The following is a 26,282-nucleotide window of genomic DNA, read 5'->3' on the forward strand; positions in this document are numbered from 1 at the left end:
CTTGCGATGAACGCAGCAGCGAACAGTTGGCCAGGCCCGAACGAATGACAACAATCTGCCAGAGCGCCGGGCCCCAAGGGCGCTGTTGGATCTCTGCAACGGAGGTCTAGTCATGCAGGGAATTGACGAGCTGCTTTGTGCTACCCTACGTCGCGAAAATCCGACTTGGCCGGAATACGGCGACGATAATTTCGTGGCCCGCTTTATCGAGCGAAGTGCTTATCACGGGGTACAGGCGTTACTTCATCACTATATTGCAGATCGCGAGCGCGTTGACCTGGGTTGGCCGGACGTTATCCTGGCTACTTGTCGTCAGCAGGCCACCGCTCAAGCATTGTGGGAGATGCGCCACAAGTACTTGCTGAATCAAGTACTGGAGCGGCTCGTAGCTATTGGCATCCATCCAATTCTGTTCAAAGGCACGGCCCTAGCCTACGATGTCTATCCGGCGCCTTTCCTGCGTACAAGAGGTGACACGGACCTGCTTGTGCCGGCGGGCACACGTGATCGGGTAGCCAAAGCTTTAGAGACCCTGGGGTTTCGTGAACTGGGAACAAGAGCGGATGTCATTAGCGGTCAGACGAGCTACAGCTGGACCGACCCCGCCTCCAATCAGGAACACACGCTCGATTTGCATTGGCGGATCGCCAATTCCACGCTTCTGTCAGATCTGTTCTCGTATGAAGAATTGCGCTCCGAGGCCCAGCCACTGCCGGCCTTAAGCGCGAATGCCCTCGCAGCTGATCCAGTGCACGCGCTCGTGCTCGCCTGCATGCATCGAGCGGTCCACAAGCACGCTTTGTATTATGTCGATGACGTGGCCCACTATGGCGGCGATCGACTGATCTGGTTTTACGACATTCAGCTTCTGTTCTCGATGCTGTCGCCGTCGCAACGCAATGAATTTGTTGAACTTGCCGAGCGTAAAGGATTGCGGGCGACCTGCCTGGACGGCATCGAGGGGACCCGAGCCCGTTTTCATACCACTATACCAGAAGCCGTGTCCGGCGCGCTTTCCCGTCCTGGACCGACAGAAACCGCGTCGAGCTATCTCAGCGGATCCAGGTCGTACCGAGTGTGGATGGACTTCCAGGCCGCGAGAGGCGTGCGAAACAAGTCCGGTTTTCTGACCGAACTCCTCTTCCCGCCGGCAATCCATATGCGGCAAAAATATCGCCAGGCAAGCCTGTCGTGGCTGCCTTGGCTCTACCTACGCCGGGCTCTAGCCGGGTCTTTGAAGTATTTACGCAGCCGGGATAGTTGAGTCTCTCTGCGGGCGCGTGATTCCGAAATCGTAAGAAATTCTACCGCAGTTGAGGATGCAGCCTGCCGCTTGGTGCTCACTCCAGCAGATCACGTCGATCGATCTCTTGTGGAACTATGAACAGATTGTCGAAAGCTAACGAGACAAACATGCTGCTGACATTAGCGGCACCTTATCGCCTGGCGTTGGCCGTCGGCCTTATATTGATGCTATGCGAAAGCGCTGCTTTGTTGGTCATGCCTTGGCTTGGTGGCAGGCTTGCTGAAACGTTTCTCCAAGAACGAGTAGGCAGCAGCACGATCAATATCCAGGTACTTTTTCTAGGTGCATTGGCGCTGTTCGCGGTTCAGGCTGTTTTAAAATTCAGCAATATATACCTGCTTGGTGGGACGACCACACGAATACTGGCAGACCTGAAAATCAGAGTTTACGATCATCTTCAGGCCTTACCGCTTGCTTTCTCCCACCGGCGGCGTCACGGCGATACGCTCGCGTTACTTACTCATGATGTGTATGTCGTGAGCGACTACATCAGCGGCACCGCACTTGCTGCCTTGCCGCTCTTCTTCACCGTCAGCGGGGCATTGGCTTTAATGTTCCGAATCGATTCTCTTCTCGCCATGTTCGCTGCAATCATTATTCCATTGCTCTATTTACTGCTTAAAATTTTCGGACGACGCATGCGGCCATTGGCGCGCCAACTTCAGGAGGAGCATGCCGTTGCCATCGCCATTGCTGAAGAAAACCTTAGCATGCTTCCCGCCATCAAGACCTTCACGCGCGAACAGCAGGAATCGCAGCGTTATCGGAACCAGATCGAGCGCGTCGTCAGCCTGAGCGCCAAGGAGCGCGCCATCCATGCCGCATTGGGGCCGGGGGTTCAGCTTGTTACGGCGACTGCGGTCGTTGTTATGCTTTGGTTGGCCCAAGGGCAAATTGGCGATGGGGCTCTCACCGTGCCTCAATTGGTGAGTTTTCTCCTCTACGCCCAGGTAATGGCTCGACCGATGGCCGGGCTCGCAGACGTCTATGGACAGACCCAGCACGCGCGCGGAGCGCTGAGCCGGCTCGCAAGTGCCTTGGCCGAAGAGCCTGAGCCGAGTTGGCATGCGGGCAAGCAGATGGGAAAAATAAACGGCAATATCGAATTCCGCGGTGTCACGTTCAGCTACCCGGGGCGTGAGCCTGCACTGAGGTGCCTCGATCTATCCGTCGCCGCGGGCGAAACAATAGCAATCATAGGTCCCAACGGCGCAGGAAAGAGCACGGTGGCGCATTTGCTTATGCGATTGCATGAGCCTTCCAAGGGAAGCATCTTCATCGACGGCGTTGATATTGCCACGATTTCCTTGCATAGCCTGCGCAGCCAGATAGGGGTTGTGCCTCAGCACGTGTTACTGTTCAACGCCAGCGTCCGCGACAACATCGCATATGGGCGGCCTGAGCCCACACAGGATGGCGTCGAGGCAGCAGCACGGTCGGCCCGCGCGCATGATTTCATCATGCAACTGCCGCAGGGCTACCAGACGCCAATCGGCGATCGGGGCGTGCGGCTGTCCGGAGGGCAACAGCAGCGGTTGGCGTTGGCTCGGGCGCTGTTGAAAGATCCGCCGATTCTAATACTCGATGAAGCGACCGCTATGTTCGATCCAGAGGGGGAGCGCGAGTTCCTGCAGACATGCGTGGATGTGCTGCGCCAGAGGACGGTGCTTTTGATAACCCACAGGCCCGCGAGCCTGGCGCTGGCTGATCGGGTGTTCAAGGTGGACGAGGGCATTATGACAAGCGCCGAGTAAGTCCAGCCTCACCGTCACCCAGGCTGGCTCAACTGAACCCGGTGCTTCGGATCAGGCTATCGAGCGCCTGCTGCTGGACAATACAAATTCATACACTCATGCCTCTTCAATCTTGACCAGCCCCTGGCTTTCGAGCGTTTGCAACAAGCTGAATACGTCTTTCTCCAAGGGCGCAGGCTCGACCTCGTACTCGTCGAGCATAGTTCCGCAGATTTCGCCTACGGTTTTTCCTTCGGACAGCAGTATCCAGATACGTGCCCCGACTTGGTCCAGCCCAAAATACGTTCCGCTGGCGAGATCCAGGATCACCGTCTCCTGGCCCACCTGTCGCGCCATCACTTGCGCCGGAATCGCCACCCTGTCAGTCAAATTCATGCTGGTTCACCTCATACCCGTGTTTCACAATGGCCTGCCTGACCCGTGACAGGTCTTCAAAGCGTCGGGGATAATCCAGGCGGTAAAAAATTGGTTGCCCAGCCAGGCAGGATAATTCATCGAAATGGGCTGCAAGCAGTTCGTGTGCCTCAATTTCGAGTAAGAAAGAATGCTTCACTAGTTCCATCAGAGCTTCGCGCGCAGTCATACCCTCGAATACAGCTTCCTGCTGGACACCCTCGCCAAGAAAATACACCCGGCGTAAACGCCGGGGCTGCCCGCAGAAGACGATCTCATCGCCCGCAAGAAAACATGCCTTCGATGTGAACTGCACCGGGGGCGCTTTTCGTGCACCATCCTTGCCGACCAAGGCTACCTCACTGTCTCCCCATAAGCGGACCGAAGGATGGCTCGGCATAATCTGAAACCCACCGTCGCAGGGATCTATCAGCAGCCCATCATCCGTCAGGAAGCGGAACCCGTCGGTTGCAAAGCTTGCCGCCAGCGTGGACTTGCCTCGGCCTGACTCGCCGATAAATGCGATGCCCTCGCCGCTGATTTCGACCGCGCTGCCGTGCAAAACCAGCTTCCCCCGTTTGCTGAGCGCCAGGGGCAAAACCTGATTCAGATAAAGATGCTGAATGGTCGCGCGGGAGACTCCCTGCACCGGCCATGCTTGGATCTGTCCGCCATCTTGGCTCAGCTGGAAATCCGCCAGTTCGGGAAAACGCAGCAGGTAGCCTCCCCCGATGCGGTAGAAGTCCGTCCACAAAGTCCCGTCTGGGAAAACCCACTGGTGAAACAAGGTGGCGTCAAGCGGCAATTGAGGGCGTGCGTCCGCCACCTGAAAGTCGACCGTCATTCCGTGTCCTTGCCCAGCACATGGGCGACAAATCGCGCTGTTTCTTCCACGGAAGGGAACAAGCCGGGGTGTTCGCGCAGCACGGCTTCTTCAACCTGCCTGACGGTCCTTTGACCGTCGCAAAGCCCTAGCACGATCATTCTTGCCTGCCCTCGGCAATTGGGTCGGGGCACATGCGCGGGATTCCGTTTCATGATCTCGGCCGGCGTCCGCAATTCGCCCTGCCAGGTCGAATGACTGAATTTCCGCCCTCCGGACGGGATTTCGACTTCCCAGGCGATAACCGAATCCGCCGGACGCGCCATCACCCTCGCCCTCACCAGATCGCCGGATTTTACCTCGACGGCGTCGCCGATGGGCAGGAAAGCCTGAGAGCGCTTGATTGGACGATCGGCAAGCGGCGAGTTCGTCAACCACACCCCTTCGGCCAACTCACAATCGAACCAGCCGCCGAGTCCGCGCAGGACGCCATCGCGCTCTATGCGCAACTCCGCATCCCAGGAGAAAAAGTCCGGATTGTCTTCACGAAAATCAATGCTGCCCAACTCAGCGGGGGCGCCAAGCAATTCTTCCCGCTGAAGATTGACCGCATGCTTGGTGTTGACAGCGTATTGGCGCAGCCAATGGAATTCACTGGGTACGCCCTCTCGCCGCCACCCGTCGGCCAAGCCGTAACTGGTTTCCGATTCCACTGCGGCGAGTTGAAGCCTGAGCCTGGCGGGGATCAATGCCCCCCCTGGCTTCAGAAAACGCCGCCTGGCGTCCGCGAAATATTCGGTGATGCCGGCATCAAAGCCGAAGTAGCCGACTTGATCGCAGATCACCACATCAACCCGTTCGGGCAGGTTTGCCCGCCGAGAGTAGTCCCCCATGAAAATCGCTTGGCCACCCCATCCCGCGCGAGCGACAGATTCCCGCGCGACCTCGATCATGGCGGTTGAGTCGATGGCGTACACACGGGACGCGCCCGCCTGCAAGCACAACAGCCCCAGAATCCCGGTGCCACAACCGAGATCCGTGATGCAATCCCCATGTTTGACGACTTGGGCGACGGCGGACTTGAACTGCTCAAGTCTTACCGAATCGCCGACATACCCCAAGTGTTCCTTCAGCACGGAACTCGACATTCCCCGCACGGCTCAGTGAATAGAGGGGTGCCGTATCCTCAGCATGCCGTAGTTCACCATCTTGTAACCGTCAGGATGAACGCTTACGGCTTCCGGCATGACCGTCTCAACCTCGTCGGCCATTACGCCAAACTGCCTGCCAAGGCCCCACTGTTCGCGGTATTCAGGCTTGTAGTCGAACAGATAGAGGCCGATTCCAAGCGAATGTGTGCCAATGCGGACGACGTCCTCTTTGGCGCGCCGGTCGGACGCCATATCCATCACGAGCCCATCTCCCATGCTTCCTCCGCCGCCTCTAGTTATCGCGCTTACGGAACCGTAGATCTGCAGTGTGGGAGTCGAATAGGGCGCCTTGTTTGGCTCGGCAGCTTTGTTTTCAACGGTGAGGTGGGATGGCGTCTGCTGGTCGTTCAGATTGCTTTTCATTTCACTCGGCCCTTTACGCTGGCTCGGTAATCTCTCAGGAAACCGTCAGATGAACTATCTGGACGTTCTCGGTGACTTTTGAACAAGCTTGGCACCTTGCCACCAAGCGAAAACGGGCGCAACCCTGACGCGCAGCATTCATCGAAAATCTAACCGATGTGACGATCAAGACACGTAACGGCACGTTACATGTCTTCAACGGTACGTTACATGGCATCCATTAACAGTACCTTATATGGCATCCATTAACAGTACATTATGGCATCAACGATACGTTACATGGCATTCATAAATTCCCCACAAAATCCATATCGGCAAGCCGGCCTGCGGATTGTCTCGATAAGCCCGGAATAGCTGGGCCATCCCGTCCCGATCAACCCAGGTGCTACGCTCGTGGGGAATCGTCTCGGTCAATATGGCTTGCATGCGGGCCAGATGCTCACGGAGCACTATTGAAAATTCTGCCTTGCTTTTCCGTTCGAGGATCGTCTTCGGCAGGAGATTCTTCAAAGCCTGGACATGGATATATTTGGTTCTATCCCCACGCAGCCGCAGCCTTTCCGGTAGCGAAAACGCATACTGAACGAGTTTGGGGTCGTGGAGCGGGTATCGCATTTCGATCCCGCAATGGGCGCCCAGGCGCTCACCATCCTCCATCGCCTGGGCATTGCAAGCATCGTATAGAGTCTCAAGTAGCGCCCTTTGGCCGACGCTGCGCATTCGCCGATGGTGTGATGGGAGAAAACGCTCGCGACGCAGCCGGATCACTTCCCCCATCCGCGGCGAGAGCCAGTAGCAGGCGTTGCTGGCCTCGCTCCGGCGCACCCTGCGAACCAGGCGGCGGAGACCCTCCTGTAGAGCGACTGGCAGTAGCGGGAAAAACCCCTGCCTTATAAGCCAACTCACCGCCTGCCGCGTGCCGAATACCGTCGCGTCGGTTTTGAGGCAGTCATAGAGCGTACGCAAATGCACTTGCGCCAGTGCCTCTGCGTAATACGCACGGGAGCCTCGCAGCCAGTGATCTCCTCCGTGACCGTTCAACGTAACGCGGCTCCCGTGCGCAACGGTTTGCTGCCATAGGCCAGCAAACATAGACGCGTTCGGAAACCCCGGAAACTGCCGGCCGGACCGGGCGCGTTCCGCAAACCATGAAAGAGGCATCCTGGAAGGGGGAGTCTCATGAATCCGGAGCCCTAAATACTCGCCCACGGCCCGCGCATAGGGGAGTTCGCTGGCATCGCCATCCTCCTCAGTGAAGCCAAACGTGTAGCCATTTATGCCATGCGTGAGCAGTCTGTTCGAGCAGCGCAAGTGTTCTGCCACGCAAAACACCGCGGAGGAGTCGAGCCCGCCGCTCACCTCAATGGCGACCGGCCGATGCGACCGGGATGAACGCCTGACGCACTCGAACAATAATTCGCGATAATGCTCTATGTATTCTTCGTCCTTGCGAAACGGCAACGTCGCCCAAAGATTCGGTTGCCAGTATTGTTCGAGTCGCGGCCCTTGGTTCCCGGCAACCATTCGATGTGCTGCAATCAAGCGCAGGATACCGTTCCATAGAGTCTCATCCCTGGAATACCATTCCCCCGCCAGCATCTCGGCCAACATGTCTTCATTGGGTTCCTGCTTCACCCAAGGCAGCGCAAGGATCGCTTGCAACTCTGAGGCGAAGGCCAGTGTTTTGCCGTCCCAATGGTAATTGAAAGGCCTGTTGCCCATGCGGTCGCGGGCGCAAAAGGCCTCTTGTCGCCGCGCATCCCAGATTACCAGTGCGAAATCGCCGTCGATATGCGGCAAACATTCCCGCCCCCAAATCTGGTAGGCTCTCAGCACCAGTTCAGCATCCGAGCGATCTCGAAGTACGGCGCCGCGCCCCAGCAGTTCCCCCCGCAGTTCCTCCCAGTTGTCCACCCGCCCGTCCATGACCAGGACAAGGCTTGCATCCTCATTGGTCAGCGGCTGGGTTTCTTCCAGCGACTCTGGCGTGGTGCGAAGCATGCATTGACCGAGCCCGATGGAGCCCTTCACCCAGTGGCGGATGCCATCCGGGCCCCGGTGCGCCATAGCCGTGGTCATTTTTTCCACTAACCCGGGCTCCACCGGCTTACCGTCAAAATGAATTATCCCGGCGATGCCGCTCATATCATCCCCATGGCATCAACCAAAATTGCGCTTGAATGCGGTATAGCGCTCGCCAACATCGACCGTATCGTTAAGAACCTTGCCCCGGTATTCGACCCAAGCATGGGCTTCAAATTTGCCATCAGCCTTGCGCGTGCCGATGCGCAGTTCTCCTTCGATGCCTTGCCGGCGCAGCAAAAACCAAAGCGTCATGGAGCGCTTCAGGCAGTTGCCGGAGTATGAACCACGATACGCGGCAATGGATACCAAACGAGCGGTCTCTTGTGCCTGTCCATAAAAATCGGTCTCGTCCCCCATTGAGTGAAGCCGGTCGGGGTTGCAAACCGCAACCGGAACGTTTGAAGGCGGCGACGATTTACAAAACGTCAGTGACTGGTTTGCACCCCACCTCACGCTTCGAAGCTCGCAAATCCAGATCAGTATAATTCTTGCACGTCGGAACCCAAACATCTGCAATACCATTGCAGTGAATGGTAACAGCAACATTGCAGCGATCACTGTCCTGCGTTGTGCGGCCGTCAGGGCCAGAAATTTTTTTAATCGATTGCTCACTAGCGCCTGCGTTCGGTTGATAACTGATCTAATCGCTAATTGTAACCGCTTGCGCTCGGGTGACTACCCTTTATCGAGATATGGTCATCACGCCATTTGATCGGTCAAGCACACCTCTGGCATTGTTGTGCTTCCGGTGTGGTTAATAATCCGTCGCCGGCGATCGGAATATCAAAGCATGGCCATCATGTAAGCGAGGTCCATGTTCGCTGTGTGATATGCAAGCTTTCTCTAATCGGCAGCGAGGGGTTGTTTTTCGCCGGCGGCGAAAGTTCGAGCCGGATTGATCCGTCCATCGATATCAGTTCATCGGCCATACGATCATTAGCATCGGCACAGCAACAATGACGACGAGGAACGATAGCGGCAGTCCCAGACGTGGATAATCGCTGAAACGGTAGCCGCCCGGCCCCATGACGAGCGTGTTGCACTGGTGGCCGATCGGGGTGAGAAAATCGCAGCCGGCGCCAATGGCGACCGCCATCAGAAATGCTTCCGGCCTGTAGCCGAGATCGCCAGCAAACTCGGCGGCGATAGGCGCCATGACCAGAACGGTGGCGGCATTGTTGAGGAATGGCGTAACGGCCATGGCGGCGACAAGGATGAGCATCAGTGCGCCGGGCGCCGGAAGAATGGTCCCCAGTTTGGCAAGCTCGCCGGCAAGCACTTCTGTCGCCCCTGTACTGCGTAGCGAGTCGCTCACTGGGATGAGAACGGCGAGCATGACGAGGATTGAACCATCCAGCGATTGGTAGACCTCCCGGACCGGGATGACCTTGAGAAGCACCATCCCGACCGCGGCCGCAAAGAAAGCAACGGAGACCGGTAGCAGCCCAAACGCAGTCGCCACCATAGCGAGAGCAAGGATGGTTACCGGCACGATACCCTTACGGACGCTACCAAGCAGGATAGCCCTTTCTGCCAGCGGCAGGCAGCCGAGTTCGCGCAGTATCTCGGGTATCGTCGCTGGCCGTCGAGACCAACGAAAACTGGATGGAGGCCAACCGCGACATCAACATGGACGAGCTGCGCGAGCACAACAAGCTCGCTCGACGCCAAGCCGCTTGACCAGCGCCATGGCCGCCCCTTTTTGCAGAACTTGACGCACACAACCTGCTTCAAGTCTGTTGCAAGCTTTGAACCTGTCCGTTTACTTTGCCGCAAACCAAGAGTTCTTCGACCTCCCGCGCCGCGATGCAACGAGAAGACGAAGTGGAATTTCGCATCCATCGGCGGACGCGCCGCCGGCCTCATTTTGGTCAAATCGCCCCACTTGAGGCATGAGGAATGCAACATTTTGTCTAAATTTATCAAGATAGTTCAAACCAGAACCTAAAGTCCTGTGGGTACAACGCACTCCAGAACAATAACATTGGAGGCTAGCACATGACGTTTTCTACTGCGCATCGGAACCGTTTTAGAAGAGTGGCGATTGCAGCGATCGGGCTTGCTGTTTCCGTGGCTCTCGGCGCAAACGCGCAAGCAGGCGAAATGCGTAAATCAAAGGAAGAGACACGGTCCGTCTACCTTGTCAAATATCGGGCTAACAACGATGTTCGCTACAACAAGAAACCGGTAGGCAAAGTCGTTAAGATATCAGCGTCCCGGTACTTGAACAGCAACACCTATGTCTGCACTCCGAGCGGCTTTGGTCAGAAAGCGCGTTGCTACGCTCGGAGGGTCTCGAAGCAGCCAGGCGTTTAATGTTGGCCTGGTTTTGACAGAAGCCGCCGCGCCTGAAGCCGCGGCGGCTCCGTTTTTGCGCGGTTATCGAGAATTCGCCTTAAGATGCGAAACTTCTTTGCTTACCCGATTACCTTTGACCAGTTTGCGCGCCTCATCGTCCCGGCGAGCGGGATTGTGACGAAAGACATACCATTTCCCACCGATCAAACGCTTCTGATAAACGACGCCATCTTTTTCACGGTGCAGGAAACATGTGATTGCACCGCTTCTTGCCAGACTCCCTTTCGCTACTTTGCTGGTCCAGAGAGCGCGCATGCAGAGCTTGCCCCCATTGGTCGCATACCAGTTTCCCTCCCCATAGGACCATGCTGCCCGTTTGCGCGACCAAGCGGCGAACGGCTTCCTATTTGCAGAGAACAGCCCGCGAGCAGTTGTCTCCGCAGAATAGAACCCCCCGCCGTTTTGCCATTTCCAGGTGCGGCCGGCATAGAGCTTTTCAACCGCTGAGGCCTTCATCGGCGTCGCGGCAGCGGCGCGTTTTTCTATAGCGTCGCCCGCCGGTTGTTTGGGAGCGGCGTAGGCATTGCCTGCAAGCAAGAACACAAACAGCACCGCACTTGAGATAATCGAACGGATCGAAAACATTTTACTTCCTCTCCACCAAGGCAATTCCAATAAGACTGCGTAAGAGTCCTGCGTTGGAACCGCATAGAAATAAAGGATGGAGCGGTTCGGCCATCTGGTGAAAGCCGAACCACTCTGTCGAACGACTTGGATCAGTCCAGCGGATGGTTGGCCACGCGCCAATCGGGCCGGCCGACATTTCTCGGCCATGGATAGACTTCAAGATCGTTGAAGTAGACAACGGCTGTCATGTCCGGGAACTCGGCATGCGGCTTGTTTGCTTCCGCGGCCCAGTCACGAACATATTCGTCGTTACCTTCGTAGCCAAGCTCCGCAATGGCGATTGGTTTGCCGAAGCCCGTCACACGGTCATAACCCGGCTTTGTGCGCTCCACAAAAGTCGTATCACGACCGACCTCCAGCTTGTCATAGGGCTGATAGCCAAAGACGGACAGACCGATAATGTCGACATACTTGTCGCCAGGATAGAAGGCTTCCAGTCCTTCTTCTCCTTTCGGTGACCACATGTATTGGGCCGACGGAAGATGCTTGCGGCATATGTCGATGACATGCCTGTAGGCGTTCACATAACCTTCAGCATTCCAGAAAGCCCAAGTGAATTGCCCGTCATTATCTTCCATTTCCTGCGCCCAGCGGATAGTGACGGGGCTTTTCATCTGCGCCGCCGCAGAGCAGACCGCTGACATATTGGCATCGTAGCGCCCGCCCAAAATCCCAGCGAGCAAATCCTCAGGACCTACACGCCAGTCCCGCGCCCAGGACCACGGCTCGACCGTGATCAACAGGGAACGTCCACGCTCACGCGCATAGGCATCTGCGGCGCTGAGCGTTGCCAGATCTACATCTTCCCAGGGAAGAAAAAGGTGTTCGATTTTCGAGTTGGAATCGTTGGTATAGTCCGCGTGCGGATCGTAGGCGCCGGGGGTTACGGAGTCAGCCGTGATGATGGGACGCTTGTCCCGAAACTGATTGCGGCTGTCGACACTCGCTCCCGACACGCCGCTGGCTGCATAGACACCACCGGAAATGCATGCGCCGCAAAGCAAGGCTGCTGATAGTTTAAAGAGACTTTTCAAGGCCCCCTCCCTTTCTTACTGTTCAGATTGCTGTGCCGCACCAAGCGCGGCTTTGATGGCATCGAGTTGACGGGAAACCAGATCGGTGGACACCAGCTTGCTGGCCTCGTCGTCTTGGTGGACCTCAGCGTTACGGAACGCATACCACTCACCACCGGGCTCGCGCTTCTGATAGATCGTTCCATTATCGATGCGATGCGAAAAGCAGGTCTTGGCGGGAAATACACCCTGTTCGGAATGCCATGTCGCGTTGAGACACATCCAACCTGTCTCGGTGATGATCCAGCGGCCTTCCGCCCAGGATTTGCCCGTCTCACCGTCGGTCCATGCCGAAAATTGCCGGTCCGCGCCCACCATTCGTCCGGCTCCGCTGTCCCACTGCCAGCTCTTGTCTCTATAGAGATCGTAGATTTCGCCTGCTGTCATGCGACGTGCCCCTTCCGGCAGAACGGAAACCTGTGAGGAAGAGGCAAAGGCCGGTGCAGCAATGCAGGACACTGCCCAAGCGACTGCTGTCAGCATCCGGAAACCTGACAGCAATAGAGCCCTTTCAGATTTAGAAAGTGCCACCGGAACCTCCTGCCATCTCGAGATGAGCGGCGCCCGCCGTTTGTCCTCGATGGGCGTGTCCGGTCGCATTGGTGCGCCAACGTGGATTGAAGATGGTTTTGTGAACAGCGCGACCACCGACGCCTGCCCCGGCAATTGAGAAGCTGTCGTCGAACAGGGAAAAGCTTTTGGTTCCCCAGGCGAGCGCCTCGATGCCGTCGCGTCCACGCTCGACCGTGGCGAAGCTGGTAACCATCAAAAGGGCCATGAAGCTGCTTGCCAGCGCGGGGCGATAGGCGCGGCTTTTCATCCGTACGTCATTCTCCCGGCCATGCTGCAGCAAGATCATGAAGATCAGCAGCAAGTAAAAGCATGCATTGATGATGGCGAAGACGAAAAAGCCGCGCGTTTGATACGCATCCTGCACGAACACGACCGGCAGAATGGAGATCAGGGCCACGAAGGCATACGGTGCCAGCACGCGGAACGGTAGCGGATCGACTTCGGAAGTGCCTTTTGGCGTGACGCGAAAATCAACGAAGGATCCGGTCATCCAGTCACGGAACGCGGCAAAGGTCCCAGCCAGAACCCACGGCCAGCGCGCCAGCAGAAACAGCATCGCTTCCCAACTGAAAATCTTGCCGTCTATAGGCCGAAATGTGCGACTCGACCGCCACCAGAACGCCAGAAGCAGGATCATAAGCGACTGCGGCATGAAATGGAGCAGAAACTCTGGATAAGTGACGTTGATGAAATTATCGCCCTGGATCAGTACGATCACGGGCAACAGGAATGTCAGAGCAAGAAAGAAGGCGTAAAGGGGGTACCAGAACTGCGAAAACAGGAATTGAACCTTCAAACGCAGCGGCAAGTTCCCGATCAGTTTTGGTGAATATTGCAGGAGGATCGTCATCAGGCTCCGCGACCACTGGAACTCCTGCGTGACAAGATCGGCAAACGTCCGTGGGCCGTCGCCATGGGCGATGGCATCAAGCGCGTGAGCCCCTCGCCAGCCATGGGCATTCATGAAGAGCGTTGTGGAATGATCCTCGGCGAGTTCTGGCCCGAGCCCACCGATTTCCTTCAGCGCCGCTGTGCGCACCGCATAGTGCGATCCGATGCATACGGGCGCGAAGCCATTATTGTATCCGGCTTGCAGTGACCCATGCATGCTCGCTTCGATGTAGAGGCGGCCACGCGCGGACCAGCTTTCATGTGCATTGCGGTCGCAAATGCTGGGCGCGGACACATAACCGATTGTCGGATCGGCAAAAGGCCGCAATATGTTATATAGGTAGTCCGGTTCTGGTACATGATCGGCATCGAGCTGCGACACAAAATCATATCGGTCGTAGCCATAATGATCGTAGAAGAAAGCCAGGTTGCCTTCCTTGCACTGTGTGCGGCGAGGCCAGGACTGGCGATGGTAATCGGCGCGACTTTTGCGGGTGGAAACGAATACGCCATGTTCGCGGCACCATGCGAGCGTTGCGGGCGATGGATCCTCATCGGCCAGCCACGTGTCGTGAGGCACGTTCTGGGCTAACATGGCCCGCAAGGTTTCGGCCACCACCTCAAAAGGTTCTGATGGAGCCTTGGTGACCACCATGGCCACGCGACTTCCTGCGGAAATACGCAGCCGTCCGTGCGGCCGGCGTGCATTGAAGAAAATGGTGATGAAGTAGACTGGCAAAAGCGTTATCCACGCCAGAAGCGCCGTCACCAGAATTGAGCCGACCATGTTGGTGTGGGTGGCTCCGAAAACCCACCATTGCCAGAAGAATGCGACGGCCATCGCCCACAAAACCGCACCCATAATGTACTCGACGCGCTTTCGGCCGGTGAAGACCGGCACCATCAGGGGTTCTTCCCTGTCAACAGACAGCGCGATGCGCGGCGTTCTCATGAGCGCACCTCGAGCCCGAAGAAGGGAGCCGCTGTGCGAATTATCGTATCGAGATCGGAATAGAGCGCCTGAAAGCCAAGTTTTTCGGCAGCGAGCGCCGGATCGGCATAAAGCACCGGAGGATCGCCCGCACGACGAGCGCGCATCTCGACCGGCACGTTACGACCTGTCAGCCGGCTGATCGCTTCGAGAATTTCCTTAATGGATGTACCACGCCCGCTGCCAAGATTGACGGCCAGATTGCCACCGCAGTTGATCAGATGTTCGAGCGCCAGCACATGCGCGCGCGCCAGATCCGCGACATGAATATAGTCGCGAATGCAGGTGCCGTCGGGCGTATCGTAATCCTGGCCATAGACTTCGAGAAAATCGATCCTGCCTGCAGCGGCCATCATGGCTCGCGGAATGAGATGCGTTTCTGGATCGTGGGTTTCGCCGATTTCCCCGTCGATATCCGCGCCGGACGCATTGAAATAACGCAGCGCCACGTAGCGCAGCGCATAGGCAGCCGAATAATCGGCAAGCATCTGCTCCGCGATGAGCTTCGTGCGTCCATAAGGATTGATCGGGCGCTGGCTCTCGCCTTCGCGGATCGGCAAGCGATCCGGAATGCCATAGGTGGCGCAGCTTGACGAGAAGATGATATTGCGCGTTCCGCTTCTCTGGCAGGCGTCCAGCAGCGATTGGGTCCCGTTGACGTTGTTCTGATAATATTTTGCCGGTTTCTCTACGGATTCGCCGACATAGGCCGATGCAGCAAAATGGATCACCCCGATAGGGCGATACTCATCCATGACGTGGGTCAACCGCTCCGAGTCAAGGATGTTGCCTTCAACGAAGGCGCCCCATCGGACGGCTGACCGGTGACCCGTGGATAGATTGTCGTAGACAATCGGATCATAACTCTGCCTGGCCAAAAGCTTGGCTGTATGGCTGCCGATAAAGCCGGCGCCACCAACGACAAGTACGTTCTTGCCGGACATCAGGCGGCCTCCGCCAGCTTTCCGGAGGGCTTCCTCAACTGCCGTTCGAAATAAGCGATCGTCGACTTCAGCCCATCGGCCAACGCCACGGTCGGCTCCCATCCAAGTTCTCTCTGGGCCACTGCGATGTCGGGCCGACGCTGGCGCGGATCGTCCACGGGCAACGGGTGATAGACGACTTTGGAGCTCGAGCCGGTCATTCCTACGATCTGCTCGGCCAACTCACCGACTGTAAATTCGCCGGGATTGCCGATGTTGACAGGCGTGTGGATCGGCTGAGGGCTGTACATGAGCCGGTAGAAGCCTTCGATCAGATCGTCCACGTAACAGAAGGAACGGGTCTGCGACCCGTCGCCGTAAACGGTGATGTCCTCGCCCTTGAGCGCCTGCACGATGAAGTTGGAAACGACCCGGCCGTCATCCGGGCGCATGCGCGGACCATAGGTGTTGAAGATGCGCACGATACGGATGTCGACGCCGTATTGCTGATGAAAATCGTAGAACAGAGTCTCGGCGGAGCGCTTTCCTTCGTCATAACAAGAGCGCGGACCGAAGGAATTGACATTGCCCCAATAGCTTTCGGGCTGCGGATGCACATGGGGATCGCCGTAGACTTCCGAGGTGGAAGCCTGGAAAATCCGCGCCTGGTAATGTGCTGCCAGTTCCAGAAGATTGAGCGACCCGATCACGCTCGTCTTCATCGTATGGACCGGGTCGGCCTGATAGTGCGGCGGTGAAGCCGGGCAGGCGAGATTGTAGATCTCGTTGACCGGCAGATCGAGCCGTTCCACGATATCGTGGCGCACAAAGCTGAACGTGTCGTAGTTCAGGAGGTGGCGCAAATTCTCTAGCCGCCCCGTGGAAAAATTGTCTACGCAGATAACAGAATGGCCGTCTTGCAAAAGACGTTCGCACAGATGTGATCCGAGAAAGCCGGCCCCGCCTGCGACAAGTACCCTCCGTTGCGAGTAAAGATCAGATTGCAACTTTGCAGACTGAAATGCGATACTCACGGGAGCCCTCATTCATAAAAACCATCAGTGCCAAAAGGAAGACATGTAGGTGTCTAAATGCACTGCGACTTCAGGTTTTCTTCCTGTAGTGAATCTGATGATTTCCAATACCTCCCCGGTTCCTACGTTGCGATATCAGGGAATCCGGAAACTTTTCAAAGCGTCCATTTTTGCAGCTGACCCGCCGCAGACATTGTTTTTTGATGGAGACGGTGGGCTTCAAGCGATTCGATTGACTGTGCCGAGATCTCCTCGATGAAGCCGATAACCTCGAGTACCCCTGCCGAGTCGACGATGCCTTGGTCGAGAAGGGACGTGTGGCTCTCCAGAGCATCCGCGTCGGCTATGTAGAAATTCAACGCCAGGAAAGCGCGGATCTGATCCTTGCAGGTTTCGGCTCTATCCTTGGTAGACAACAGGCGGCGGATCTGCTCGACCGCACCATCGCCGCCGGCCGAAACCTTTTCATCGATCATTCTGATGAAGCCGCGATGCTGCCAAAGGTCTTTATCTCGAAGCGAGCCAAGAAACCCATTCATGGCCGGTTCAGGATCGAGCCGCTAAGGGTTGTTGACTTGGTGCGATAAACTTAACTACTCTACAAACAGTGAGCCTTAAATGTATCTAATGATTTTGTTTATCTTATAAACAATACACTTCGGAGGTGACGTGAGGTTGGCATGCTGCAGATGGATTTCTGACGTTATCGTCGTTATATTACTGAATTCCATGACTGTCTGTGTAATCTTGGCTGCGGTTGCCGTGACCTGTCGTGATTTCGTGCCTTTCCGGGCTCGGCTCACCTCAGTATTTCTGACCTTTATCGGAGGGATCGTTCTTTCCATTCAGGGTAATGAAGGTGCCTTCTGGCCTGCCGCCATCGGCAATACCATCATTATCTATTCCTTTTGCCTGACCTGGATCGGCGCGCGCTATTTTTACGGCAAGAAGGAGGTTTGAGAGCGGCGCTTATCATTTCCATCGCAAGCTTCCCCTTCATGTCGTTTTTCCATACAAGCTGGCAGGGTCGGAATGTTGCCTATGCGGTCGGTCAGTTCCTCTCCATGGCGATGACGGTGGCATATCTCCTGAAGCAGCGCGACGTCGCGGCCTTCCGGGTCGTGGCTGGAGGCAGTGATGTCGGATAAGACGGTCCCACCTAACGACAGGGAGCCGACATCTGTCGAACGTCGCCGCTGGCCGCGCATGTCGCAGGATCCACTCGGTGAGGATGAGGTGGAGAAGGCCGTCCTGACGTCGTTGCGCTTTGAGACGGAAATCCTTCCACCAATCCAGCAGTTTGCTGCCTGGCGGGAGCATATGGCGGTATTGATGGATTCGCGTCTGCCGAACAATGTGGATCCCGAGGATGGATTTGTCGTCCAGCAGGCGGTGTGGAATCTGGGCGGCATGCTTTTGTTGCAACAAACCGTTCCGGCCTTCAGTTACGAACGCTCGCCAGACGCGGTGCGGTTCAGTCCAATTGACCATTGGCAGATCACCGTTCTCCGCGCCGGTCGCACCTGGACTGGAGTTGACGGACGTGTCGCGCAAAATGAACCGGGCATGATTGAAATCCGCTCGCTCGGGCATCCGTTTAGCGGGCGGGCGCTGGCAACGGAGTCGATCAGCCTGATCGTTCCCGTCGATCTGTTTGCCGATGGAGGTAGCTTGCCGGCGGCGAGCAACAACGCCGTTTTGGGTGGACACCGGGCCAAACTGCTGATCGATCTTATGTCAAGCGTTGAAGCCAATCTCGATCGCTTCACGCAAGACGACCTTCCTAGAATCAAGGACCGTTTGCGGAAAATGGTATTCGACGCGGTTACACCTTTGGTGGATCGTGATGCCGGCAACGATCAGATCTCACAAATCGGATTGATGACGCGGGCGAGACGCTTCATTTCGAGCAATCTTGCCTCGCCCGACCTGACACCGGATGCTCTCGCCCGGGAACTGGCGACCTCGAGGACACGGCTCTATGAGCTTTTCGAAACGTCCGGCGGCGTTGCGAATTACATTCGTCGACGACGTCTATCCGCAGCTCATGCAATGTTAGCGGATCCTTCCGACACCCGAAAGGTCGCCGAAGTTGGTCTAGCAATCGGCTTTGATTCAGCGGCGAATTTCAGTCGAGCTTTCACGCAGCAGTTCGGGTATAGCCCGAGCAACATACGCAAGCAGTCGTCCGAAGACTACATGTACCCGGATAGGCAAACAGGTAAGAAACCAAAGGTCACATTCGAAAGCCTGCTGCAAACGCTCGGCCTCTTTTGAGGATGGCGAGGAGCATATATAAGATGTACACACGTTCGATGACGACTTCGGGCATCTAAGCAATCGACCAACCTTCTATCCCTATAATTGGAAAATTTTCGAATAAGCCGCACGTCGCCGATAGTAGAAGAACACCTCTTCCATAGTAAGCCTCGCGATGTAGCGGTCTTCCGGCTCGAACCCCCGAGAGCTGGCAAACGCGACAGCCCAAGTGGACCTCTCTGTCGTGAACCGCTGAGGGGATCTAGAGAGCTAATGCGTCAATCAAGCTTGTCCCATAGCGTGTTCAGATATCCTGATCTCTTTCACAAACGCTCGCAATTCGGCTGGAGGTGCGAGACAAAAAGTTCGAAAAGCATCCAGGAACCCCAGCCATCGCTCACAGGGTCCGTTCCGGACACATGTGTAGCAGCCGTTTAATAATGCGACAGTTGAGCACGTTAGTGATGCGACAGTTTTCGCCGGCCGGCGAAAGTTCGAGCCGGATTGATCCGTCCATCGATATCAGTTCATCGGCCATACGATCATTAGCATCGGCACAGCAACAATGACGACGAGGAACGATAGCGGCAGTCCCAGACGTGGATAATCGCTGAAACGGTAGCCGCCCGGCCCCATGACGAGCGTGTTGCACTGGTGGCCGATCGGGGTGAGAAAATCGCAGCCGGCGCCAATGGCGACCGCCATCAGAAATGCTTCCGGCCTGTAGCCGAGATCGCCAGCAAACTCGGCGGCGATAGGCGCCATGACCAGAACGGTGGCGGCATTGTTGAGGAATGGCGTAACGGCCATGGCGGCGACAAGGATGAGCATCAGTGCGCCGGGCGCCGGAAGAATGGTCCCCAGTTTGGCAAGCTCGCCGGCAAGCACTTCTGTCGCCCCTGTACTGCGTAGCGAGTCGCTCACTGGGATGAGAACGGCGAGCATGACGAGGATTGAACCATCCAGCGATTGGTAGACCTCCCGGACCGGGATGACCTTGAGAAGCACCATCCCGACCGCGGCCGCAAAGAAAGCAACGGAGACCGGTAGCAGCCCAAACGCAGTCGCCACCATAGCGAGAGCAAGGATGGTTACCGGCACGATACCCTTACGGACGCTACCAAGCAGGATAGCCCTTTCTGCCAGCGGCAGGCAGCCGAGTTCGCGCAGTATCTCGGGTATCGTCGCTGCATTGCCCTGCAGCACGACGACGTCGCCGAGCCTCAGCTGGACTTCGGCCAGCCTGCGGTCGAGGCGCTCGCCGTGACGGCTGACAGCCAGGAGGTTGACATTGAAGCGGTGGTAGAGCGCAAGGCGCTGGGCTGTCCAGCCGATCAAAGGGGAGCTTTCGCCGATGACGGCTTCGATAGCGACCAGCTCGCTGGTCGTGTCGTCCCCGCGGGCCCTGTTGCCCGTAACGCTGAGTTTGCCCTGGGAGACAAGGCGATCCAGGGCCTCTGGGTCGCCCTCGAGCAGCAGAATGTCGTTCACTTTGAGGACAACGTCCGGCAGTGGCGTCATCCGCATGGTCCGGTTGCGCAGGATCGACGTCACGATAGCATCGCCGCCGGAAAGCTTCATGAGGTCCGCGACGGTTTTCCCAAGCACCGTCGAATCGCGGACAATTCGGGCCTCGGTCAGGTAATTCTTGATGTTGATGGCTTCATTCACCGATCCGCCCAGCTTTTCGCGCACCGGTAACAGCCAATAGAAAAGCACCAGGAAGATCGTTCCGGCGGCGGCCAGCGCGGCTCCAACAGGTGTAAAGTCGAACATTGTGAAGGCGGTGCCGGTCAGTTCCTCCCGCACACGGGACACAACGATATTGGGAGATGTCCCCACCTGCGTCATGAGTCCACCGAGCAGTGACCCGAACGCCATAGGCATCAGGAATATCGAGGCTGAAACGCTCGACCGACGGGCGAACTGGAAGGCGATCGGAATCATGATAGCGAGCGCACCGATATTCTTTACAAAGGCAGACAGGATCGTAACCACGATCACCAGCAGCGCCAGTTGCGACCGAACACCCGATAGGTTCGGAACAAAGCGCTTGATGGTAACTTCCATGATGCCCGAGCGGGCTATGCCTGCGCTCACCAGCAAGGCACTGCCGACAATGATCACGATGTCGTCGCTGAACCCGCTGAAGGCTTCGTCAAAAGACACGATGCCAACCGCGAGTGAAAGCAACAGTGCCGCTGCTGCGACCAGATCATATCGATACCGGCCCCATACGAGCGCCGCCATCATCACGAAGATAACGGCGAACGACAAAATTTGCGGCGTAGTCATGTCTTCGAATGCCCCGCCGCAAATGCGGCTGATCAGAACGGCCAAACCGACCTTTTGTTGCTTTCGCTGGTCACGACTTTGCTAGCACGGTTCCATCTTGCCAATAAGCCCGTGTCGAGCGGTGTTCCTGGCTCATGGGGCCATGATCCTGGTAGCGTTGCATCAAGGTGCGCGATCGGTCAGTGCGCTTGCACCTTCCTCCGCGGCGCAATGTGCGCAGCAGTAGATGATGTCATCTTGTTCGACGCCATGTCCGATGATCCGGCATCCGCAATGCGGACAGAGCGGCGCAAGTTTCTGGATCGCGCATTCGAAGCTGTCGAACGTATAGGTTTCCTCAGCCAGCTTCACTTCGAAAGCCTTGTCGTAGTCATTCCCGCATTGATCGCATCTGGCCATAGCCCTTTTCCTTCTTCTTCATTGGCTCAAGCTCGACCAACCCGCCGCATGGCGATAGGTTCCCGTCAGGATCGTAGAGCCTTGCTAAGCAGGTGACGAGCCCGAGCAGCGTCACGCGCGCCGTTCGATCAAGCGGATCACCTCCTCGATGTCCTGCGGCGCGATGTCGAGTTCCTTCAGGCCCGGCGCGCCGATTGCTGCCACATTGTCGTGCCGCATAAGATCGACCTGGTTGCGCGTTATGGGCGCTCCCGGAAGGAGTTCCGCGACGCCGGCCAAAGCGTCCCACGCCGCAAACGGCACCGGCATCAGCCTGACGTGGGTACCGAGTTGTCGGGCGACCTCCCGCAGCAGTTCCTTATAGGTGTAGATGCGCGGGCCACCGAATTCGAATATGGATGAGCCCTTGTGGTCTCGCCCGTCGATCAGCCGGCTGACTGCGTCTGCGACGTCTTCCACATAGACCGGCTGAAGCCGTGTGGCGCCATCGCCGAACAGCGGATAGACCGGCAGGAGGCGTATCAGCCTCACAACCGTCGTGAGGAAAACGTCGTCAGGTCCTGTCATGACGGCGGGACGCACAATGATGGCGCCGGGAAATGCGCTCGCCACCGCCTCTTCTCCGCGCCCACGTGCCCTAATATAATTCGAATCCGATTGAGGATCGGAGCCGATCCCCGAAATCTGGACGAACCGGTCGACCTCGCCAGCGCGCGACGCAGCGGCAAGATCAGCTGCGGCTTCCACATGCACGCGCTCAAACGTCTGGGCGCCCTGCTCGACATAGAGACTGACGGCATTCACGATGGCCTTTGATCCGGCAATGGCCGAGCCGATCGAGGACTCATCCAATATGTCCGCCTCGACGGCTTCGGGCATCCTTGCAGTCGAAGAAAAGACCGGGCCCACACGAGCCGGGTGGCGGGATGCGGCGCGGACCGTGAAACCCTTTTCAAGGAGCCGCTTCACGATCCGGCGCCCGAGAAAGCCTGTTCCGCCGAACACAGTGACGATCCGTTCTGTGTTGAGATTGTCAGGATCCATCTGCCTCGCCATCCCTTCTTCGAGTGCCCGCCGAGCGCCTGTCGCGAGGATTGCTCCTGGCCGGCGTATGAACCAGCCCCTTCGAACATCGGGACGGTTGGAGAACAACGCAGGAACGCTTTTTGTTCCAGTCTGCGCCGGGTTGATCGGGGGACGGCCGACGTCGCTATAGAGGGAAAGTGTTTGACGCTGAGTTGCTTTACTCGTGCTGTCAAAAGCTGGTCGAGGCACTGCAGCGTCGAAATTGACAAATCATCACTTGCAAATCGGTCGCCGCTGTCTTTTGCTCGCGCGACAGTTGTCCATGACTGTTGAATGGTTGGCGAACGGATGAACAAAATCGATCGGCGACGGCCGGAGTCCGAAGTGGACGCCACCGTAAATGCCGCGCGGCTTGGAACGCGGCTGCGCCTCGCCCGGCAGACACGGGGCATGACGCTGAAGGCGCTGGCGACAGCTGCGAACTGCTCTGAAAGCCTTTTGTCCAAGATCGAGAACGGCAAGGCTTCGCCATCCCTGCCCATGCTTCACCGCCTGGTCGAAGTTCTGGAGACCAATATCGGCTGGATGTTCGAACAGGTCGACGACGACGAGGCGATCGTGTTCCGCGCAGGCGCGCGGCCACTGATCTCGCTCGACGCGCTGAGGCGCGGCGAAGGCATTTCGCTTGAGCGCATTATTCCGTATTCGCCCGGTCACCTGCTGCAGTGCAATATCCATCATATCGAGGCGGACGGCGAGAGCGAAGGTCCCATCCAGCATGTCGGCGAAGAAGTCGGCTATGTGCTCGCCGGCCGTATCAAGCTGATCGTCGATGGCAAGAGCCATGATCTCGCCACCGGAGATGCGTTCGTGTTCAGGTCGGAGCTGCCGCACCATTACCGCAACATCGGCAAGGAGAGAGCCAGCATTTTCTGGGTCAACACGCCAGCGACCTTCTGACGGGCGCTCAGAGATCAAATTCGTTGACAAATATTCAAGTCTCTTGAATGTTTGCCTCGTGCCTGTAGCACCAATGGGTCCAGCCGAACAGGTTTGGCCCGCAAGCAAGGGGAACCGTAAATGCGTCCGTTCACACTTCTCTTCCGTTGCGCCGCCCTCATCGCCATTTGCTCGACAGCGATGGGATCGGCGTTCGCCGATACGTTCGCTCTCGTCAACATCAACCAGCAGGCCCTGTTCTTCAACCAGATCAATGAGGGCGCGCAGAAGGCAGCCGACGCCGCAGGCGCCAAGCTGGTCATCTTCAATGCCAACAATGTGCCGAGCGCGCAAAATGACGCGATCGAGAACTACATCACACAGAAAGTCGACGGCATCATTCTGGTCGCCATCGACGTAAACGGCGTCAAGCCTGCAATCACCGCCGCGAAGGCGGCCGGCATCCCCGTGATCGCCATCGACGCGCAGATCCCCGACGGTGACAACGTTGCGTTCATCGGCGTCGACAACGCCAAAGCCGGCGAGGATATCGGCAAATTCTACGCCGACTATGTGAAGTCGGAGATGGGCGGCACTGCCAAGATCGGTATTGTCGGCGCGCTCAATTCGTTCATCCAGAACCAGCGGCTCGACGGTTTCAAGAAGGCGGTCACTGACAGCGGCCTGGCGATCACCTTCCTCGACACGGTCGACGGCCAGAACGTTCAGGAGACAGCGATGAGCGCTTCGGAGAATTTGATGACCGCCAATCCGGATATGACGACGCTATATGCGACCGGCGAGCCGGCGTTGCTCGGCGCTGTTTCGGCCGTAACCAGCCAAGGCCGTACCGGCGACGTCAAGGTGTTCGGCTGGGACCTGACCAAGCAGGTCATTCAGGGCATCGACGATGGTTGGGTGGTTGCGGTCGTCCAGCAGGATCCGGCCGGTGAAGGCAAGGCCGCTGTCGAAGCATTGACCAAGCTCAAGAAGGGCGAAACGGTCGAGCCGATCATCAATATTCCGGTGACGATCGTGACCAAGGACAACGTCGACAAATATCGCGCGATGTTCCAGTAAACTGCATCGATGACCGGTCCGCGGCGCCGCGAAGGGCTACGCCGCGGACGCTTCGCAAAGCCCGTGGATCGAAGATGAGCAGTAGCGAGACCTATCGGGTGCGGATGAGCGGCATCTCAAAGCGCTACAACGCCATTCAGACGCTTGATGACGTGTCGCTGGTGCTGAAGCCGGGCGAGGTCCTGGGGCTGGTCGGCGACAATGGCGCGGGAAAGTCGACATTGAGCAAGGTACTGTCGGGGGCGGTGGTTCCCGATGCCGGCACGATCGAGATCGATGGGATGCCGGTGACCTTCACTTCGCCGGCGGACGCGCGTGCGGCGCGCGTCGAAATGGTCTATCAGGATCTTTCGCTCTGCGACACGGTCGATGTCGCCGGCAATCTCTTTCTCGGCCGCGAGCCGCGCCGCCGCATCGCCGGCATTTCCTTTCTCGACAAGAAGCGCATGCACGAGCAAACGCGTCAGATGCTCGACCGACTCGGCATCGTTATCGCCGACACGCGGCTCAAGGTCGAAAATCTGTCCGGCGGACAGCGGCAGTCGATCGCGATCGGCCGCGCCGCCTCGTTCGAGCCGTCCGTGCTGATTATGGATGAGCCGACGGCAGCGCTTGCCGTCGCCGAGGTCGAGGCTGTGCTGGACCTGATCCGCGCCGTGAGCGCGCGCGGCGTCAGCGTCATTCTGATCACCCACCGCCTTCAGGATCTGTTCCTCGTATGCGACCGCATCCAGGTCATGTACGAGGGGCGCAACGTCGCAGAGCGGCTGATCGGCGAAACCAATATCGAAGATGTCGTCAACCTGATCGTGGGCCGCAAGTTCAACGCTCGTTCGGCCACCAGCGCCTATCGCGATGGAGCGCCAGCATGAGCGACGTGACTTCGACCCACTCCGCTCAGTCTCAAAGGGTCCGCGCGGGCACCTGGCGAGATGCGGTGCTTGCCAATGGCAGTGTGGTGTCGATCGCGCTGTTCTTTCTTATCGTTAGCGTCATCTTTTCGGTGGCGACGGACGCCTTTCTGACGTCGCCCAACCTGCTGAACATCCTGCGTCAGTCGGCACCGCTGCTGATCGTCGCCGCGGCGATGACGTTCGTCATCACCACCGGCGGCATCGACCTTTCGGTCGGCTCCGTGCTGGCACTGGTGGCAACCTTGTCGGCGACATTGCTGCAGCTGGGCCTGCCATGGCCGGTGGTCATCCTCGCCATGCTTGCGCTGGGCGCCTTGCTTGGCGCGGTTCAGGGCTATTTCGTCGCTTATGAGGGCATCCCGGCCTTCATCGTCACGCTTGCCGGGCTTTCGGTGATCCGTGGCGTGGCGCTGCTGATCACCGGCGGCTACTCGATCCCCATCGAGCCGGGAAGCCCTTTCACGGTGCTGGGCCGCGCCTGGCTGCTTGGCGTGCCGGCGCCGGCGCTGATCGCGCTGGCGATCCTCGCGATCGCCTATATCGCCTTCAACGAGACGCCGTTCGGCCGCTACGTGACCGGCATCGGCGCCAACGCCGAAGCGGTTAGACGCGCCGGTGTGAACACACGGCTGACGACACTTTTCGTCTACGTGATTTCCGCCGCCGCGGCAGCACTTGCGGGGATCATCATTGCGGCCCGGCTCGGATCCGGATCGTCGAATGCCGGGCAAGGGTTTGAGCTCGAAGTGATCGCTGCCGTCGTGCTTGGCGGCACCAGTCTGTTCGGCGGCCGCGGAACAATCGTCGGCACGGTGCTCGGCGCGCTTACCGTGGCCGTCATCGGCAACGGCCTGATCCTGGCGCATCTGTCGCCTTTCCTGACGCCGATCGTCACCGGAACGATCATCCTGATCGCCATCTGGCTGAACTTCCGCCTGTTCCGCGGTGCCGTACGGAGCCGTTGA

At 57.7% G+C, this 26,282-nt stretch carries 24 protein-coding genes and 1 pseudogene; 8 read left to right on the forward strand and 17 right to left on the reverse strand.

Annotated elements, in window-relative coordinates; genetic code table 11:
* Positions 1-112: 112 nt before the first annotated feature.
* Together AC0NIE_RS29020 and AC0NIE_RS29025 are read left to right on the forward strand one after the other, a co-directional pair.
* Positions 113-1,264, forward strand: a complete 1,152-nt coding sequence (locus tag AC0NIE_RS29020) for a nucleotidyltransferase family protein (protein WP_473484588.1) — start codon at positions 113-115, stop codon at positions 1,262-1,264.
* A gap of 149 nt (positions 1,265-1,413) precedes the next feature.
* Positions 1,414-3,060 carry an ABC transporter ATP-binding protein gene (locus AC0NIE_RS29025; protein WP_473484586.1) on the forward strand — a complete coding sequence of 549 codons (1,647 nt, stop codon included), beginning with the start codon at positions 1,414-1,416 and terminating at the stop codon, positions 3,058-3,060.
* 96 nt (positions 3,061-3,156) lie between these two features.
* Here AC0NIE_RS29025 and AC0NIE_RS29030 read toward each other — a convergent pair whose 3' ends face one another.
* From AC0NIE_RS29030 to AC0NIE_RS29095, 14 genes and pseudogenes are all read right to left on the reverse strand, one after another.
* Complete coding sequence (locus AC0NIE_RS29030; RefSeq protein WP_473484584.1) at positions 3,157-3,435, reverse strand: PqqD family protein; 279 nt, start codon at positions 3,433-3,435, stop codon at positions 3,157-3,159.
* Positions 3,422-4,297 (reverse strand): hypothetical protein, encoded by an 876-nt coding sequence (locus tag AC0NIE_RS29035; RefSeq protein ID WP_473484582.1) that lies wholly within the window; start codon positions 4,295-4,297, stop codon positions 3,422-3,424. The genes AC0NIE_RS29030 and AC0NIE_RS29035 overlap by 14 nt, the downstream gene beginning before the upstream one ends.
* On the reverse strand, positions 4,294-5,412 hold the full coding sequence (locus AC0NIE_RS29040) for a methyltransferase domain-containing protein (protein ID WP_473484580.1): 1,119 nt from the start codon (positions 5,410-5,412) through the stop codon (positions 4,294-4,296). Before AC0NIE_RS29040 ends, AC0NIE_RS29035 begins: the two co-directional genes overlap by 4 nt.
* Positions 5,413-5,436: 24 nt before the next feature.
* Positions 5,437-5,850 (reverse strand): tail fiber domain-containing protein, encoded by a 414-nt coding sequence (locus AC0NIE_RS29045; RefSeq protein WP_473484577.1) that lies wholly within the window; start codon positions 5,848-5,850, stop codon positions 5,437-5,439.
* 264 nt (positions 5,851-6,114) lie between these two features.
* Complete coding sequence (asnB, locus tag AC0NIE_RS29050) at positions 6,115-7,995, reverse strand: asparagine synthase (glutamine-hydrolyzing) (RefSeq protein WP_473484575.1); 1,881 nt, start codon at positions 7,993-7,995, stop codon at positions 6,115-6,117.
* A gap of 15 nt (positions 7,996-8,010) precedes the next feature.
* Positions 8,011-8,292, reverse strand: coding sequence for a lasso peptide biosynthesis B2 protein (locus AC0NIE_RS29055; protein ID WP_473484573.1), 282 nt, complete (start codon positions 8,290-8,292; stop codon positions 8,011-8,013).
* 556 nt (positions 8,293-8,848) lie between these two features.
* Positions 8,849-9,508: pseudogene (locus AC0NIE_RS29060) on the reverse strand (SLC13 family permease); the annotation flags it as partial.
* 806 nt (positions 9,509-10,314) lie between these two features.
* Positions 10,315-10,878: a DUF995 domain-containing protein gene (locus AC0NIE_RS29065; RefSeq protein ID WP_473489948.1), complete on the reverse strand. Its 564-nt coding sequence runs from the start codon at positions 10,876-10,878 to the stop codon at positions 10,315-10,317.
* A 131-nt stretch (positions 10,879-11,009) separates the two neighbouring features.
* The gene (locus tag AC0NIE_RS29070) at positions 11,010-11,954 is read right to left on the reverse strand and encodes a glycoside hydrolase family 26 protein (protein WP_473489949.1); all 945 of its coding nucleotides are present in this window, start codon (positions 11,952-11,954) and stop codon (positions 11,010-11,012) included.
* Positions 11,955-11,969: 15 nt separating this feature from the next.
* The gene (locus tag AC0NIE_RS29075) at positions 11,970-12,476 is read right to left on the reverse strand and encodes a DUF995 domain-containing protein (RefSeq protein ID WP_077381293.1); all 507 of its coding nucleotides are present in this window, start codon (positions 12,474-12,476) and stop codon (positions 11,970-11,972) included.
* 34 nt (positions 12,477-12,510) lie between these two features.
* Entirely contained in the window at positions 12,511-14,409 is a 1,899-nt protein-coding gene (locus AC0NIE_RS29080) for a glycosyltransferase family 2 protein (protein WP_473489950.1), read from the reverse strand.
* Entirely contained in the window at positions 14,406-15,392 is a 987-nt protein-coding gene (gene galE, locus AC0NIE_RS29085; protein ID WP_095495269.1) for a UDP-glucose 4-epimerase GalE, read from the reverse strand. Before galE ends, AC0NIE_RS29080 begins: the two co-directional genes overlap by 4 nt.
* Entirely contained in the window at positions 15,392-16,417 is a 1,026-nt protein-coding gene (locus AC0NIE_RS29090; RefSeq protein WP_473489951.1) for a UDP-glucuronic acid decarboxylase family protein, read from the reverse strand. Before AC0NIE_RS29090 ends, galE begins: the two co-directional genes overlap by 1 nt.
* A 143-nt stretch (positions 16,418-16,560) precedes the next feature.
* Complete coding sequence (locus AC0NIE_RS29095) at positions 16,561-16,944, reverse strand: hypothetical protein (protein ID WP_473489952.1); 384 nt, start codon at positions 16,942-16,944, stop codon at positions 16,561-16,563.
* Between the two features lie 208 nt (positions 16,945-17,152).
* Between AC0NIE_RS29095 and AC0NIE_RS29100 the strand changes: the two genes are divergently transcribed.
* Entirely contained in the window at positions 17,153-17,365 is a 213-nt protein-coding gene (locus AC0NIE_RS29100) for a hypothetical protein (protein ID WP_473489953.1), read from the forward strand.
* 177 nt (positions 17,366-17,542) lie between these two features.
* The gene (locus tag AC0NIE_RS29105) at positions 17,543-18,682 is read left to right on the forward strand and encodes a helix-turn-helix domain-containing protein (RefSeq protein WP_473489954.1); all 1,140 of its coding nucleotides are present in this window, start codon (positions 17,543-17,545) and stop codon (positions 18,680-18,682) included.
* A 504-nt stretch (positions 18,683-19,186) separates the two neighbouring features.
* Here AC0NIE_RS29105 and AC0NIE_RS29110 read toward each other — a convergent pair.
* The 3 genes from AC0NIE_RS29110 to AC0NIE_RS29120 form a co-directional block, all read right to left on the reverse strand.
* Positions 19,187-20,959 carry an SLC13 family permease gene (locus AC0NIE_RS29110; RefSeq protein WP_474047323.1) on the reverse strand — a complete coding sequence of 591 codons (1,773 nt, stop codon included), beginning with the start codon at positions 20,957-20,959 and terminating at the stop codon, positions 19,187-19,189.
* A 162-nt stretch (positions 20,960-21,121) separates the two neighbouring features.
* Complete coding sequence (locus AC0NIE_RS29115; protein WP_077381301.1) at positions 21,122-21,358, reverse strand: hypothetical protein; 237 nt, start codon at positions 21,356-21,358, stop codon at positions 21,122-21,124.
* 111 nt (positions 21,359-21,469) lie between these two features.
* A complete protein-coding gene (locus tag AC0NIE_RS29120; RefSeq protein ID WP_473487594.1) occupies positions 21,470-22,402 on the reverse strand; it encodes a complex I NDUFA9 subunit family protein in 933 nt (310 codons plus the stop codon).
* 330 nt (positions 22,403-22,732) lie between these two features.
* Between AC0NIE_RS29120 and AC0NIE_RS29125 the strand changes: the two genes are divergently transcribed.
* From AC0NIE_RS29125 to AC0NIE_RS29140, 4 genes are all read left to right on the forward strand, one after another.
* Entirely contained in the window at positions 22,733-23,344 is a 612-nt protein-coding gene (locus tag AC0NIE_RS29125; RefSeq protein WP_123147483.1) for a cupin domain-containing protein, read from the forward strand.
* Between the two features lie 120 nt (positions 23,345-23,464).
* Positions 23,465-24,403, forward strand: coding sequence for an ABC transporter substrate-binding protein (locus tag AC0NIE_RS29130; protein WP_473487595.1), 939 nt, complete (start codon positions 23,465-23,467; stop codon positions 24,401-24,403).
* A 74-nt stretch (positions 24,404-24,477) separates the two neighbouring features.
* Positions 24,478-25,275, forward strand: a complete 798-nt coding sequence (locus tag AC0NIE_RS29135; RefSeq protein WP_473487596.1) for an ATP-binding cassette domain-containing protein — start codon at positions 24,478-24,480, stop codon at positions 25,273-25,275.
* Entirely contained in the window at positions 25,272-26,282 is a 1,011-nt protein-coding gene (locus AC0NIE_RS29140) for an ABC transporter permease (RefSeq protein ID WP_123147101.1), read from the forward strand. Before AC0NIE_RS29135 ends, AC0NIE_RS29140 begins: the two co-directional genes overlap by 4 nt.

This window comes from Mesorhizobium sp. WSM4842 (genome assembly GCF_055901575.1).

Excerpts from the sequence above, each read along its gene's own strand:
- AC0NIE_RS29020 (WP_473484588.1), top strand. The coding sequence starts at position 113 with ATGCAGGGAATTGACGAGCTGCTTTGTGCTACCCTACGTCGCGAAAAT.
- AC0NIE_RS29025 (WP_473484586.1), top strand. The coding sequence starts at position 1,414 with ATGCTGCTGACATTAGCGGCACCTTATCGCCTGGCGTTGGCCGTCGGC.
- AC0NIE_RS29090 (WP_473489951.1), bottom strand. The coding sequence starts at position 16,417 with ATGAGGGCTCCCGTGAGTATCGCATTTCAGTCTGCAAAGTTGCAATCT.
- AC0NIE_RS29125 (WP_123147483.1), top strand. The coding sequence starts at position 22,733 with ATGAACAAAATCGATCGGCGACGGCCGGAGTCCGAAGTGGACGCCACC.
- AC0NIE_RS29045 (WP_473484577.1), bottom strand. The coding sequence starts at position 5,850 with ATGAAAAGCAATCTGAACGACCAGCAGACGCCATCCCACCTCACCGTT.
- galE (WP_095495269.1), bottom strand. The coding sequence starts at position 15,392 with ATGTCCGGCAAGAACGTACTTGTCGTTGGTGGCGCCGGCTTTATCGGC.
- AC0NIE_RS29120 (WP_473487594.1), bottom strand. The coding sequence starts at position 22,402 with ATGGATCCTGACAATCTCAACACAGAACGGATCGTCACTGTGTTCGGC.
- AC0NIE_RS29095 (WP_473489952.1), bottom strand. The coding sequence starts at position 16,944 with ATGAATGGGTTTCTTGGCTCGCTTCGAGATAAAGACCTTTGGCAGCAT.
- AC0NIE_RS29105 (WP_473489954.1), top strand. The coding sequence starts at position 17,543 with ATGTCGGATAAGACGGTCCCACCTAACGACAGGGAGCCGACATCTGTC.
- AC0NIE_RS29075 (WP_077381293.1), bottom strand. The coding sequence starts at position 12,476 with ATGCTGACAGCAGTCGCTTGGGCAGTGTCCTGCATTGCTGCACCGGCC.
- AC0NIE_RS29135 (WP_473487596.1), top strand. The coding sequence starts at position 24,478 with ATGAGCAGTAGCGAGACCTATCGGGTGCGGATGAGCGGCATCTCAAAG.
- AC0NIE_RS29110 (WP_474047323.1), bottom strand. The coding sequence starts at position 20,959 with ATGACTACGCCGCAAATTTTGTCGTTCGCCGTTATCTTCGTGATGATG.
- AC0NIE_RS29080 (WP_473489950.1), bottom strand. The coding sequence starts at position 14,409 with ATGAGAACGCCGCGCATCGCGCTGTCTGTTGACAGGGAAGAACCCCTG.
- AC0NIE_RS29065 (WP_473489948.1), bottom strand. The coding sequence starts at position 10,878 with ATGTTTTCGATCCGTTCGATTATCTCAAGTGCGGTGCTGTTTGTGTTC.
- asnB (WP_473484575.1), bottom strand. The coding sequence starts at position 7,995 with ATGAGCGGCATCGCCGGGATAATTCATTTTGACGGTAAGCCGGTGGAG.
- AC0NIE_RS29030 (WP_473484584.1), bottom strand. The coding sequence starts at position 3,435 with ATGAATTTGACTGACAGGGTGGCGATTCCGGCGCAAGTGATGGCGCGA.
- AC0NIE_RS29055 (WP_473484573.1), bottom strand. The coding sequence starts at position 8,292 with ATGGGGGACGAGACCGATTTTTATGGACAGGCACAAGAGACCGCTCGT.
- AC0NIE_RS29130 (WP_473487595.1), top strand. The coding sequence starts at position 23,465 with ATGCGTCCGTTCACACTTCTCTTCCGTTGCGCCGCCCTCATCGCCATT.
- AC0NIE_RS29035 (WP_473484582.1), bottom strand. The coding sequence starts at position 4,297 with ATGACGGTCGACTTTCAGGTGGCGGACGCACGCCCTCAATTGCCGCTT.
- AC0NIE_RS29115 (WP_077381301.1), bottom strand. The coding sequence starts at position 21,358 with ATGGCCAGATGCGATCAATGCGGGAATGACTACGACAAGGCTTTCGAA.
- AC0NIE_RS29140 (WP_123147101.1), top strand. The coding sequence starts at position 25,272 with ATGAGCGACGTGACTTCGACCCACTCCGCTCAGTCTCAAAGGGTCCGC.